Source organism: Streptomyces hokutonensis, assembly GCF_042751305.1.
Taxonomy (GTDB): domain Bacteria; phylum Actinomycetota; class Actinomycetes; order Streptomycetales; family Streptomycetaceae; genus Streptomyces; species Streptomyces hokutonensis_A.
Genome location: NZ_JBHYWD010000025.1, coordinates 41656 through 54253, shown reverse-complemented (window position 1 = coordinate 54253; position 12598 = coordinate 41656). Strand labels below are relative to the sequence as shown.

Below are 12598 nucleotides of genomic sequence, written 5' to 3'. Positions count from 1 at the left end.
TTCAAGTCCGGCTCGCTTGCCCGGACATCACCCGGCCTGCGATCTCGCCCGCGCGTTCGCCGACCTGGTCCGCCACCAGCGCGGATACCTGCTGCTGGAGTGGATCCGACAGTCCGAGCAGGACGCACCGAAGCCCATGAAAGGCTTCGCCGGCTTCCTCCGCCAGGACCTCGACGCGGTGACCGCCGGCCTGACTCTGCCCTGGAGCTCAGGGGGCGTCGAGGGGCATGTAAATCGGGTGAAAACGTTCAGGCGGGCAATGCATGGCCACGCCTCGTTCGAACTCTTCCGGACCCGCATCCTCACCCAGCCATGATTGTCAGTGAAGTGCGGCCCACCATCACACCGAGTTCTCGCGGATCAGTTCGATCCAGACTGAAGGTCGGTCCTCGGCATCAGCCGCAGGATCGATGCGTCCTACCGCATCCACCACAACCTCCACGAGCGAGTAGAGACGGTCGTGATGGCGCAGGTATTCCGCCTGTCCCGCTAGGAACTCAGGCTCCTCAACCTGCCGGAGGATCTGCAGGACCGCATGCCACCGCCAGGCCGTCTCGACGTACTGCGAGACAGAGGAGCTGAAGAAGGAGACCGCAGGTGTGTGAAGCCCCCGGTTGTACGGCCGAAGAACCTCCGGCAGATCGTCAACGGTGATCCGTGCGGAGAGAAGACACAGCACCCGGCCCTCTCAGCAACCGCTCGAACTGCCTCATCCGCAGCCTCGTGAACGTCTCCACCCACAGCGGCTCAGTCCTCAACACCCCACGCATACAGGGGAAATGCCCAGATCGCGGCCTTCTGCTACGCGCTTTAGATCTCCTATCTGCGGCGCAGTTCGCTGACAGTTGTACCGAACTCGCGCTTCAGAGCCCTGCCGAGATGTTTGGGATCATGTATTCCCCACTGCGCCGCGATCACGGCCGCAGGGATGTGCGCGGAGGAGGGGTCGAGGAGATCCCTGCGGATCCGTAGCAGACGTTCATGCCGGATCCAGGCGGCGAAGGTCAAGTCACTGTCTTTAAAGAGGGCGTGGAGGCGTCGAATGGAGATGTGATGTCGACGTGCGACATGTTGCGCGCTGAGATGAGTGTCGTCGAGGTGGGCCAGTGTGTAGGCCCGGATGCGATCGATGAGGTTGCTGGCGACGGAGACCCGCTCGGGCGTGGTGTCGGCGAAAGCGGCGAGGAGGAGTGCGGTGAGGGCGTCGGCCAGATGCGTACGTGCCGCACTGTGATGGGGAAGGCCGTCATTGACCGTGGACAGCGCGTGGTCGAGAAGTTTGCCGATCCCGCCCGAAGCGGGGAGGGGGAGTGCCGTGCGCTGGCTTACCGAGTCCGCATGCCTGCCCAGACTCGCCCGGGGGATGCAGAGCACCGTCATGTCAGTGGGGTCGGCACCGATGAGCCGGTAGGGCCGGGTGTTGTCGCAGGCGTACAGTTCGCCGGCTTTTATCGTCGAGGTCCGGCCGTCTTGACTCGCTGTGAGCGGACCGTGGTGGTGGAGGTTGAAGTGCATCCATTCCACGTCTGTGGAGGTGATGCTGCGGCTATCCCGCGTCACCGTTGCGGCGGCGGCCTGGATGCGAGCAATGACCACAGGTCCGATGACGGTGTGGTCGACCACAGCTTCGAACCCCTGAGGGCAAGGATCGCTCACCCGTAGCGGGGCGAATAGGGACGAGGCAACTGTCTCGAAAGACTCGACTCCTCTTAATCTGGCTAATCGAGAGTCCTCACGGTCTGTCATGCCCGACGCCTCCGGCCTGTGTCGGAGCGGACACCTGACTCACGCGTGGTGCACGGTGCACGAACTGGGGAGTCATGGTGCGCGCAGTGGTGCCCTTGGGCCGCGGCTTGCGCCTAGGGTCGCCAATGAACGATGCACAGCCCGGTTCTACAGTCGAAACCGTCGGCTCCGCACACGTTTCGACAGGCTTCGAAACGTCACGTGGCCCCTCTGGATGGGGCCCAAATTGAGTCCACCGGGATTGACCACCCGGGAGTAACTGCCGCTACGTCACCACTCGGCGGCATACACAAGGGGAGAAGAATCATGCGTTCACGTTCCTTCACATCCGCCATGCTCGCGGTCCTGGCCACGGCGGGGCTCCTGGCCACCGGTTCTCAGGCGGTGGCGGCACCGCAGGCGCCGCGTACGCCCGCATCGGCCTCCACCTACAACCTGACAACCGTCATCGACCAGTGGACCCACTGGACCCCTGACCCGTACACCTCATCGCACGCGGGCACTCTGTACGCCGGCACCAGCTACTTCTACTGCTGGGTCCACGGCGCCTGGTACTCCAACAACGGCCACTCGGACGACATCTGGCTCCTGACCGACGACGACACCGGCAATAGGGGTGTGTACGTCAGCGACGTAAACCTCGACTCCTGGGGCTGGCACCATGACCAGCAGGTCCTGTCGGAGTGCTAGGCAGTCCCGGCCAAGGACCAGGACGTCTGGTCGGCGCGTTGCGCTGGCCGAGTACCCAACGGCCCTGACCGCCGAACGCCCGGCTGGTAACTCCCAGCCGGGCGTTCGGCATTGAGTGCCTGTGTCTGAGCCTCGGGCCGAAAGCCGGCATGAACCGCCGTGCTGACGTGGGAAGTTGACGACAGCGTGACGGCGCTGGATTCTGCGTGTTGGGTGGGCGGAGGGGGTACGCGTAATAGCCGCCACTTCATAGCAGAGCGTGACAATTGAATGCGGTGAGTGTGTGTACGCTCCGTGACCTGGACCTGGACCTGCTACCGGGATCGCCGCTGTTTAGGGTGGCCGCCGCCAGGTCACCAGCGACCCCGTGCCGCGGCGGACGGGCCGCAACAGGCGCTGCCCCTCGTCGGCATCGATCTCACGGACGCGAACTCGTTCTGCCACCCGGACAGCCTGGCGACACCGCGCTGTCCAGACCGGCATCCGAACGGCGCGTCACGTCACCACGGGGCAAAAGGGCCAAAGGTTTTCTGATGCGGTATTGGTCCTCGTGAGGCGGAACTGGTAAACGGGGGGCCGACCCGGCGCAGGGATGCCTCGGTCTCGTGGAAGACGGCGGTCAGGCGGGGCCGTGTCCTGATCGGAGCAGGATCCGTTGAGGCGGGCCTTTCAGGCTGCGTGGGGGCGCAGGCGTGCGGCACTGCGTCCCAGTCGGATAGCTCCGGCCAGTGGGATCACCATGGCGATCAGGAGTATGCCGATGAGTTCCTCGGGACCGAGGCCGCCGGCGAGAACGAACAGTGCGGCAGCCGCGGGGATCACCAGTAGAGGTGAGAAGGCGCAGAGGATGCCCAGGCGCTTGTCCCGCCTGGTCCATGCTGGAGAGCGCCAGATCCGCACGGCGGCAAGGACGGCCACTACGAGGCCGACGCCGAGGACCTCGAAGAACGGAGCAGCCAAAACCATCATGCCCAGGGTCAGAGTGGTACGCGCGCTGCTCTGCGGCTGCAGCGGGTCGACGCCGGGTTCTTCGGCGATCGCGGCGGCGGCAATCTCCCGGGGGGTGCCGAGCTGGTCCAGAGCCTGCTGGACTGCCGCGTCATCGGCACCCTGCGGCAGCACAGACTCGATGTGCTCGCGCAGGTCCGCCAACAGGTCACGGCGCCGGTCGTCGGACAGCACTGCTGCCTGCGTGTCGACCGAGGCCAGGTAAGCGCGGACCAGCGGGTGGGTCAGGGTGTCGCTCATGATTCAGCTCCAGAAACGAGGAAACGGTCAACAGCATCACGGAAACTGGGCCAGTGCCCGGAGAACTCCTCCAGGGCCTGCCGGCCCTGGTCGGTGAGTTCGTAATACCTGCGGGACGGACCGCTGGCCGACTCCACCAGGAACGTGTCCGCCAGGCCACTTCTGCGCAGACGAGACAGCAGCGGATACAACGTCCCCTGGCTGGTCGCCATGACCGGCGTATCCGCAAGAGCCTCCAGCAGCTCCACCCCATAGCGTGGCCTGTCACACAGCAACGCCAGGACGCAGTACTCCAGCACGCCCTTGCGCAGCTGGCTCACACCGCGGGCCTCCACGTGATTCCTTGCTTTGCCAGCTACCATGCAATGCATACTACGTGGGCGTGTCAACCCCGGGCCAGAACTGGCGACCTCGCGTAATCCGGCTTCGGTCGGGCTGCCGGGCGCTGAGTGGCTGCTGGAACGTCTGGAAAACGCCGATTTGGTACGGCGCATACGCCGGGCGACGATGTCCGGGCTGCGCCACCGTTCACGGCTGGTGGTGCAAGCAGTCGCGGCCGCGCACCGCCAGCGAGTCCTATGAACCTGTGTGACCTGAAGATCGTGATCCGGCTGCGTGAGCAGCATGCTGCCGCCCATGAGCTGTTGCGGCAGGGAATGTCGAAAGGCGGCGATCGGCCGGAAGCTCGGGCTGCACCTGGCCACCGTCCGCAAGCTGGTCAACGCCCGCTCCGCCGCTTACTGGAACGAGGGCGTCAGGTACGCCGTCCAGCTCTACCGCGGGATCAGGCAACTCGGCTATCCCGGCGGCGAGTTGGCCGTTCAGGGGCATCTGCGGAGCTACCGGACGCGGACACGCACCCGACGAGGGACCGAAGCCTCCTTCGGTCCGCGAGGTGACCTCCTGGATCATGACCCACCCCGAGCACTTGCGAGACGAGGACGCCGACAAGCTGCACCGACTGCGTGAGTGCGATCCCGAACTCGACCGGCTCACTCTGCACGTCAGGAGGTTCGCCGCGATAATGTCTCCTGCCCGCGCTCCGGTCCAATCCGGCCCGGCCGGTGTCTTCTCAGTGAGCGCCGGTTTCCGGCTCGGGCCGGGGGAGCTCGTCGAGGTCGAGGGTGAAGGTGCGGCCGTCGGCCAGGGGGACGGGGAGTTTGCCCGTGCCGTACGCGCGCTTGAGTGCGGTGCTGTAGCCGTTCGCGGTGGGCTGGGTGTGCAGGACGACTTCCCCGGCGTAGGGGTCCACGATCAGGTAAACCGGGATGCCGTAGCGCCCGTACTTGGCGGTGCAGTCGTCATAGTCCTTGCGCGCCGAGGAGGTCGAGACGACCTCGGAGATCAGCAGAACGTCTTCGAAGCTGTAGCGCTTGCCTTCCTTGCGAGCGTCCTCGCGCAGGATGGCGAGGTCCGGGGCGGAGTTCTCGTCGGCTGGGAAGTCGATGTAGACGTCGGAGGTGACCTTCGCGTGACGACCGAGGGCGAGAGTGTCGATCTGCATCGACATGATGGTGCTGGAACGCTCTTCGCTCTGCGGGGTCATGATCACCTTTCCGTCGGCCCCGAACAAGACCGTGTACCCCTTGGGGAACTCGGTGTGCATGATCGAGTCGACGCTCATGGAGGGCTCCTTTCCGTGTGCGGTCATGATACGGCGGACAGCGCCGCCCCACGGGTGGGCTTATGTGGTGTGCGAGTACATCGCAGTGAACCTTGCCCTTGATCGTGGACACCTGGAGAGTGGGATCTGAGGTTCCAGAGGAAGTAGCACCAGGTGGGAAGCGCGTACACGAAGCGGTACAGCGAGGAGTTCAAGCGGGACGCGATCGCGCTCGTCAACTCCTCGGGCAAGACGGTCACGGTGGTGGCCCGGAACTCGGCATCAGCTCCGAGTACCTGCGCGGCTGGTACCGCAAGGCGGAGCAGGGCGAGCGCACTCCCGGGACGCGGGGCTGTCACCGGTGCTGTGCGGTGCGCAGTTCGTCGGTGAACTGGGCGAGGACGTCCTCGGCCGTGGGGACGGGGCCGAACAGCTGCTCCTGGCGGCGGGAGTCGGCGACGTAGCGTCCGGTGTCGAACCAGCCGAACATTGCGGCCATGTCCTTGACCACCGGATTGAAGCGGCCGACGACGGCTCCTGCGGCGCGGACGACGGAAGTCTGCGCGAGCCGTGCAGCCGAATAGAGTGTCACCGAGCTCCTCTGTTTCTGCTTTGCGGCGTCAGCCACCGAAGACCGTATTGATGGAAATTCGCAAATGGTTCACGCTGCGTCTGCGCCCAGCCGGCAGGAGGGATGCGTCGCTAACTGGGGAAAGGCAGACGACCGCTTTCTCGGCAGGCGAATTCGTCGACTGCTTGACGGTTAAGAGCGGTACTGCCGAATAGCTTCGAATTAACTCTCGGATGGGCGGCGGACTTACGCTCGCAGCCGCTATCCGGTGTGTCAACGGTGTGTAACGCGAGGGAAGTCGCTCACCGCGACGCAAACCACGAGGTCGTATGCGCTCACGGATGCCATGCAGGGGCAACGCTGTGACATGGATCACTATTCCTTGCTCTGGTGCGGCTCCGACCTGCGCGTATGGTTCCGAAGGTGAGTGACGCCAGCGGAATTGAAATAGCCACCGATGTGCCACGACAGGTTCCGCTACGGCGCAACAGGGGCTTTCGAATGCTGTGGATCGGGCAGTTGCTGTCCGATACCGGCACACAGATCAGTGGGATCGCCTACCCGCTGCTCATCCTGGCCCTGACCCATTCGGCGGTGCTCGCCGGGGTCGTCGGCACGGTGCGGGCCATTACCGTGCTGTGCGTGCAACTGCCCGCTGGGGCGCTTTCGGACCGGTTCGACCGGCGACTGACGATGATCGTCTGCGACATCACGCGAGCGGTGCTGCTGGCTCTGCTCGGCATTCTGATCGCACTGGGTGCCGCGTCCTGGCAGGTGGTCCTCGCCGTGAGCCTGATCGAGGGAGCTGCCGGTGCCGTCTTCGATCCGTCCGCCGCCGCCGCGCTGCCGGGAATCGTGCCGGATGAGCAGCTGGAGCAGGCGTGGGCCGCCAGCGAAGGCCGGACCTACGGTGCCAGCCTGGCCGGCCCGGCGCTCGGCGGAGTGCTGTTCGGAGTAGGCCGTGCCGTCCCCTTTCTGGCCGACGCGATCTCCTTCGCGGTGTCGTTCGGCACGGTGAGCCGGATCCGCGGGCGGTTCCGGCCGGAGAAGGCGGCCGTGCGCAAGTCGTTGTGGCGTGAGGTGACCGATGGCCTGCAACTGGTCTGGCAGGTACCGATTCTGCGCGCGGCGGTGATCCAGACGCCCCTGGTGAACTTCGCCTTCAGCGGCGTGATCTTCAGCATCACCCTCGCGATGCAACAGCACGGGACATCCACTGCGGTGATCGGTCTCGTGCAGGCAGGCATCGCGGCCGGCGGGCTGCTCGGCGCCGTGGTCGCTCCCCGACTGCAGGGGCGCGTGCGCCTGGCAACCCTGACCACCACGATCACCCTGGCCGCCGCCCTGCTGTTCGGTGCTGCGGCCTTGTTCATCCCGTCACCGCTGGTGGCGGCGCCGGTCGCGCTGGCACTGCTGCTCGCGCCGGCCGCGAACGGGGCGCTCGTCGCCGTGGTGCTCCGCAGCGCGCCCGAGGACATGCGCGGCCGAGTCATCAGCACGGTGATGATGGCGGCCACCGCACTGGCGACACTGGCGCCACTGATCGCGGGCCTGATCGTCCAGCACGCTTCCGGCGCCTGGGCGGTGGGCGCCTTCGCCGCCGCGACAGCCGTCGCGGCCGTGCTGTGCCTGGTGCTGCCAGGTTTTCGGCACGCGGAGTCCCCAACGGCCGCAGCGGGCTGAGCCGCCGTACGAGCAGGCCGCGCCGGACGCGACGCGGCCCTCTCCGCGGACGAGGAAGCATGGTGCCGCGCGGGCCCCCGCGCCAGCCTCCACCTCAGCGCGAGTCGAGCAAACCCGCCCGCCTCCCGGATCGGCTCCGGTCGGCCTACTCCACCAAACGCGGCGTCGCCCGCATCCTCGACCCTGACTGCTCCCTACTCCACTTGCCTTTCGCTATCGCCGCTGACCAGCGGCGATAGCGAAAGGCGTGGTCTCGCCTGGAAGTCCTTCGGGGGTTGATGATTCGGTCTTGCTGGGCTTGGCCTGGTGGACGCCCAGCCGCCCCCCCCGTCCGTCAGCCGGGCGAGGGTGTGGTCTACGCGGGGGCGAGTCTTATGGCGCGGGCGATGGCGTTTCCCTTGGATGGCCGCCGTTCGCGATGATCGTGATTCCACTGGCTGTGACCGTCGCATCGGGCGGCTTCCAGCCTCGCGGCCGTTGCCCTCGGCGGCGTTGTGCGAGGCCGTGAACGGTTCCCCTCAGCGCATGAAGGAGAGGGCGTTCTCGATCCCCTGCGCCAGGACCTCGTCTGAGAACTTCTGATCGGAGAGGGCTCGGGAGAGCTGCAACGTGCCCACCATCATGGTGAAGAGCCCGATGGCCTTGCCCCGGGCGGACTGCGGATTCGCAGGCGTCAGGCGGGCGGCGATCTCTTCCACGATGTCTCGTGCGCCGTCGGTGTAAGCCTGCTGCGTCTCGTCCCCGCAGCGGCTGATCTCGTCGAGCAGCGCGGCGGAGGGGCATCCGTCGCCGGGGTGGTCCCGGTGCTCAGGCGACAGGTAGTCGCGAACCAGGTCTTCGAGACCCTGGCGGCCGGGCCGCAGAGTGCCGTACTTCGCGACCTGTGTGCGCAGTTGGTCGGTCACGACGTTGGCGACGAGGTCGTCCTTGGATGCGAAGTGCGCGTAGAAGGCTCCGTTGGTGAGCCCGGCATCCGACATCAGAGTGGAGACGCCCGAGCCGTCGATGCCGTCCTGCTTGAATCGGTGTCCGGCCGTCTCGATGATCCGTTGCCGTGTCGCCTGCTTGTGCTCTTTGGCGTAGCGCACCACGAGCATCCTCCGTTCGTTCCGTAGGGCCGATGCCTCGCGGTCAAGCCTAATCAATAACCTGATGTACGTAATATTACGATCGGAAGGCAATGTGGGTGCCGGTTCTCCGGACGGGACCCTTGGGGCCGAGTTGGTGTGCTTCGCGCCACTGGCTCAGTGGGACGGCCTTCAGGATGCCGGGCGAGATCAACTTCCGAAAACGGTCACTGGGGGCACGTCCGGCAGGCCAATGTGGCGGTGAAAGTCGTCGTAGCGTCGGACTCCTTGGTCGCGTCACGCGGGATCAGGAGCGTCCATTTCCAGACACGGGCACGGTGCGGGCCATCGGCGCCGTTGTCGGCAAGGGCTGTCAAACCGCCCTGGCTCAGGCGCAGTCGGCGGCCCGGGCGGACCTCCTTCTTGCCCATGGTTTTCAGCAACCGCATGCTCTCTTCGGTGTGTCTTTCTCTCGATGGTCCGAGGGAAATGCCTACGGGCGCGGTGGTGACGGCCCGCTACTCCTCGGGTCGGCACCACCGTTCGGCGTAGGCCTGTTCCAGGCACGCGAGGGCGATGATTTCGCCCGGACGCGCGGTCCTTCGTCAGGCGGCGTGGGTGGGGTAGTCGGTGTAGCCGGCCGCGCCGCCGCCGTAGAAGGTGGCGGGGTCGGGGGTGTTCAGGGGGGCGCCGGAGCGTACGCGCTCGACGAGGTCGGGGTTGGCGAGTGCCATGGTGCCGACGGTGACCACATCGGCCAGGCCGTCTTCGATGTCCTTGGCGCGGGTGGCGATGTCGGTGCCGGCCCGGTTGAGGACGAGGGTGGTCGGCCACAGCTTGCGGAGGGTGTGCAGGAGTTCCTCGTCGCCGCCGTGGCCGATGTGCAGGTAGGCGAGGTTGAGGGGGGCGAGGGCGCGCAGGAGATGCGGATAGAGCTTGTGGGGGTCGCTCTCCGCGAGGTCGTTGATCTGGAAGGGGTTGCCGGGAGAGATCCGGATGCCGGTGCGGCCGGCGCCGATCTCGTCGGCCACGGCCGTGGCGACCTCCACCGCGAAACGGATGCGGTTGTCGAGGGAGCCCCCGTACTGGTCGGTGCGCTGGTTGGTGCTGGGGAAGAGGAACTGGTTGACCAGGTAGCCGTTGGCCCCGTGGATTTCGACGCCGTCGGCGCCGGCCGCGATGGCAGCCGCGGCGGCGCGCCGGAAGTCGTCGACCGTCGCGGCGACCTCCTCGGTGGACAGCTCGCGCGGCACCGGCATTTCCTGGAGCCCGGTGGCGGTGAACGTCTGGCCGGCCGGCTTGATCGCGGAGGGTGCCACCGGCTGCCGGTGGTGGGGGGTGTTGTCCGGGTGGGAGATGCGCCCGACGTGCATGAGCTGGATGACGATGCGTCCGTCGGCCTTGTGTACGGCGTCGGTGACCTTGCGCCAGCCTGCGATGTGTTCCTCGGTGTAGATGCCCGGGGTCACCGGGTAGCCCTGGCCGTCGGCGGAGGGCTGGGTGCCCTCGGTGATGATGAGCGCGTGCGAGGCGCGCTGGGCGTAGTACTCGGCGTTGAGCTCGGTCGGCACGCCGTCGGGGGTGGCCCGGCTTCGGGTCAGGGGGGCCATGGCGAGCCGGTGCGGCAGGGAGATCTCTCCTGCGACGGTCGAGTTCCACAGGGCGTTGAGCATGGGTGATTCCTCAGATGGTGAGTGGTCGATCGCTGAGAGCGGGGGCCGGCAGTAGGCGTGATCAGCCGAGCGGGAGGACCGGGCCGTCCTGCTTGGGGCCCGATGGGGGATCCGTCATGACCCCTGCCGGCCGAGCTGTGTCGGCGCGATCTATGGAATTATAATCGTAATACTATGTGGGTGTGGGGGCGGTTGCAAGCGGGAGTCGGCAGTCTGCGGGGCCTCCGAGTTGGTGTGCCGCACGGCACGGTCCGGAAGCTCGCCCGTCGTCGACCGGGCTGTGGGTCAGCCGTTCACGCGGTTTGGCCAGGGCGTCGGAGAGCAGGGCGCAGGGCCTCGATGACGCCGGGGTCGTCCACTGTGGAGGGGATGGGTTCGTCGTGCCCGTCGGCGATGCCGCGCATCGTCTTGCGGAGGATCTTTCCCGAGCGGGTCTTGGGCAGGGCGGCCACGACCGTGACGTCCTTGAGTGAGGCGACGGCGCCGATGCGCTCGCGTACGAGCTGGACGAGTTCGGCCTCGACCTCGCCCGGTTCGCGGTCTACGCCGGCCTTCAGGACGACGAAGCCGCGCGGTACCTGTCCCTTGAGGGCGTCGGCGACGCCGATGACGGCGCATTCGGCGACGTCGGGGTGGGCGGCCAGGGCCTCTTCCATGCTGCCGGTGGACAGCCTGTGCCCGGCGACGTTGATGACGTCGTCGGTGCGGCCCATGACGAAGACGTAGCCGTCGTCGTCGATGTGACCGCTGTCGCCGGTGAGGTAGTAGCCGTCGTAGGCGGAGAGGTAGGAGGCGACGTACCGGTCGTCGTCCTTCCAGAGCGTGGGCAGCGCGCCGGGCGGCAGCGGGAGCCGCACGACGATCGCGCCGTCGACGCCCGCGGGCACCAGCTCGCCCGAAGCGTCGAGGACCCGGACGTCCCAGCCCGGCAGCGGGTGGGTGGGGGACCCGGGCTTGAGGGGGGCGGCTTCGATGCCCACGGGGTTGGCGACGATGGGCCAGCCGGTCTCGGTCTGCCACCAGTGGTCGATCACCGGGACGCCCAGCAGATCGTTCGCCCAGTGGTAGGTCTCGGGGTCGAGGCGCTCACCGGCCAGGAAGAGATAGCGCAGGTGGGAGAGGTCGTAGCCAGCGGTGAGCGTGCCCTTCGGGTCCTCCTTCCGGATCGCCCGGAAGGCGGTGGGTGCCGTGAACATGGTCTTGACCCCGTACTCGGCGGCAACGCGCCAGAACTGGCCCGCGTCCGGGGTACCCACCGGCTTGCCCTCGTACAGCACCGTCGTGGCACCGACCAGCAATGGCGCGTAGACGATGTACGAGTGCCCGACGACCCAGCCGACATCGGAGCCGGTGAACATCGTCTCGCCCGGGCCCACGTCGTACACGGCACTCATCGACCAGTGCAGGGCGACCGCGTAGCCGCCGCAGTCACGCACGACTCCCTTGGGCTTTCCGGTGGTTCCGGAGGTGTAGAGGATGTAGAGGGGGTCGGTTGCGGGGACGGGAACACAGTCGGCCGGCGGCGCGGCAGCCACCAGGTCGGCCCAGTCGAGATCGTGAGGCCCCAACTCTGCTGTCTCCTGCGGGCGTTGCAGGATCACGTTCTTCTCCGGCTTGTGGACCGCGAGTTCGGTCGCCTGGTCGAGCAGGGGCTTGTACGCGATGACGCGCTTGCCCTCGATGCCGCAGGAGGCGGAGACGACCACCTTGGGGGCCGCGTCGTCGATGCGGAGGGCGAGTTCGCGCGGGGCGAACCCGCCGAAGACGACCGAGTGGACCGCGCCGATACGTGCGCAGGCCAGCATCGCGACAACGGCCTCGGGGACCATCGGCATGTAGACGACCACGCGATCGCCGTGCCCCACCCCGAGTTGCACGAGTGCTCCGGCGAAGGCCGCCACCTCGTCCCTCAACTGCGTGTAGGTGTAGGTGCGCCGGGTGTCGGTCACGGGTGAGTCGTAGATGAGTGCAGCCTGTTCGCCGCGGCCGGCTTCGACGTGCCGGTCGACCGCGTTGAAACAGACGTTGAGCCGACCGTCGGGAAACCAGCGGTAGAAGGGGGCACCCGAGGAGTCCAGGGCGCGTCGTGGGGCGACATCCCAGTCGATGCCCTCCGCCGCCTTCAACCAGAAGTTCTCCGGGTCTTCGGTGCTGGCGCGGAAGACGTCCTCGTACGTTCCCATCGCGCACTCCTTTGTGGCATCGAGGGACGGTGGTGGGGGCTGCTTGCGGAAGGGTGTCGGACACAAGTACCGCATGCCAGCCGGCATGGTCGAGCAGGATGCCGACGACCGGCGGACCGGTCACCGGCATCGCG

The 12598-nt window shown here is 66.9% G+C and carries 13 protein-coding genes and 1 pseudogene; 3 read left to right on the top strand and 11 right to left on the bottom strand.

The features are described 5' to 3' along the window. Positions 1-16 precede the first annotated feature (16 nt). Positions 17-316, top strand: coding sequence for a transposase (locus tag ACFXC1_RS41825; protein WP_381253108.1), 300 nt, complete (start codon positions 17-19; stop codon positions 314-316). Positions 317-340: 24 nt separating this feature from the next. Here ACFXC1_RS41825 and ACFXC1_RS41820 read toward each other — a convergent pair whose 3' ends face one another. From ACFXC1_RS41820 to ACFXC1_RS41810, 3 genes and pseudogenes are all read right to left on the bottom strand, one after another. Beyond that, the gene (locus ACFXC1_RS41820) at positions 341-679 is read right to left on the bottom strand and encodes a hypothetical protein (protein WP_381253105.1); all 339 of its coding nucleotides are present in this window, start codon (positions 677-679) and stop codon (positions 341-343) included. A 7-nt stretch (positions 680-686) separates the two neighbouring features. Next, positions 687-770 (bottom strand): annotated as a pseudogene (locus ACFXC1_RS41815) (IS5/IS1182 family transposase); the annotation flags it as partial. A gap of 49 nt (positions 771-819) precedes the next feature. Then, a complete protein-coding gene (locus ACFXC1_RS41810; RefSeq protein ID WP_381253102.1) occupies positions 820-1746 on the bottom strand; it encodes an AraC-like ligand-binding domain-containing protein in 927 nt (308 codons plus the stop codon). Positions 1747-2052: 306 nt separating this feature from the next. On the opposite strand from ACFXC1_RS41810, the gene ACFXC1_RS41805 reads away from it, so the two are divergent. Continuing rightward, positions 2053-2436, top strand: a complete 384-nt coding sequence (locus tag ACFXC1_RS41805; protein ID WP_381253099.1) for a hypothetical protein — start codon at positions 2053-2055, stop codon at positions 2434-2436. Positions 2437-3105: 669 nt separating this feature from the next. Here ACFXC1_RS41805 and ACFXC1_RS41800 read toward each other — a convergent pair. The 4 genes from ACFXC1_RS41800 to ACFXC1_RS41785 all read right to left on the bottom strand — a co-directional run bounded on the left by ACFXC1_RS41800 (position 3106) and on the right by ACFXC1_RS41785 (position 5879). Beyond that, positions 3106-3684, bottom strand: coding sequence for an HAAS signaling domain-containing protein (locus ACFXC1_RS41800; protein ID WP_381253097.1), 579 nt, complete (start codon positions 3682-3684; stop codon positions 3106-3108). After that, entirely contained in the window at positions 3681-4046 is a 366-nt protein-coding gene (locus tag ACFXC1_RS41795; protein WP_201048900.1) for a PadR family transcriptional regulator, read from the bottom strand. The genes ACFXC1_RS41800 and ACFXC1_RS41795 overlap by 4 nt, the downstream gene beginning before the upstream one ends. A gap of 710 nt (positions 4047-4756) precedes the next feature. Further along, positions 4757-5308, bottom strand: a complete 552-nt coding sequence (locus ACFXC1_RS41790) for a Uma2 family endonuclease (protein WP_381253095.1) — start codon at positions 5306-5308, stop codon at positions 4757-4759. Between the two features lie 334 nt (positions 5309-5642). Continuing rightward, a complete protein-coding gene (locus tag ACFXC1_RS41785; RefSeq protein WP_381253092.1) occupies positions 5643-5879 on the bottom strand; it encodes a hypothetical protein in 237 nt (78 codons plus the stop codon). Positions 5880-6281: 402 nt separating this feature from the next. Between ACFXC1_RS41785 and ACFXC1_RS41780 the strand changes: the two genes are divergently transcribed. Beyond that, positions 6282-7541 (top strand): MFS transporter, encoded by a 1260-nt coding sequence (locus ACFXC1_RS41780; protein WP_381253089.1) that lies wholly within the window; start codon positions 6282-6284, stop codon positions 7539-7541. Positions 7542-8059: 518 nt separating this feature from the next. On the opposite strand, the gene ACFXC1_RS41775 is transcribed toward ACFXC1_RS41780, so the two are convergent. The 4 genes from ACFXC1_RS41775 to ACFXC1_RS41760 all read right to left on the bottom strand — a co-directional run bounded on the left by ACFXC1_RS41775 (position 8060) and on the right by ACFXC1_RS41760 (position 12464). After that, positions 8060-8632 carry a TetR/AcrR family transcriptional regulator gene (locus ACFXC1_RS41775; protein ID WP_381253086.1) on the bottom strand — a complete coding sequence of 191 codons (573 nt, stop codon included), beginning with the start codon at positions 8630-8632 and terminating at the stop codon, positions 8060-8062. Positions 8633-8835: 203 nt separating this feature from the next. Beyond that, on the bottom strand, positions 8836-9057 hold the full coding sequence (locus tag ACFXC1_RS41770) for a hypothetical protein (RefSeq protein WP_381253084.1): 222 nt from the start codon (positions 9055-9057) through the stop codon (positions 8836-8838). A gap of 156 nt (positions 9058-9213) precedes the next feature. Next, positions 9214-10281: an alkene reductase gene (locus ACFXC1_RS41765; protein ID WP_381253081.1), complete on the bottom strand. Its 1068-nt coding sequence runs from the start codon at positions 10279-10281 to the stop codon at positions 9214-9216. Between the two features lie 293 nt (positions 10282-10574). Further along, on the bottom strand, positions 10575-12464 hold the full coding sequence (locus tag ACFXC1_RS41760) for a propionyl-CoA synthetase (protein WP_381253079.1): 1890 nt from the start codon (positions 12462-12464) through the stop codon (positions 10575-10577). Positions 12465-12598: the final 134 nt, after the last annotated feature.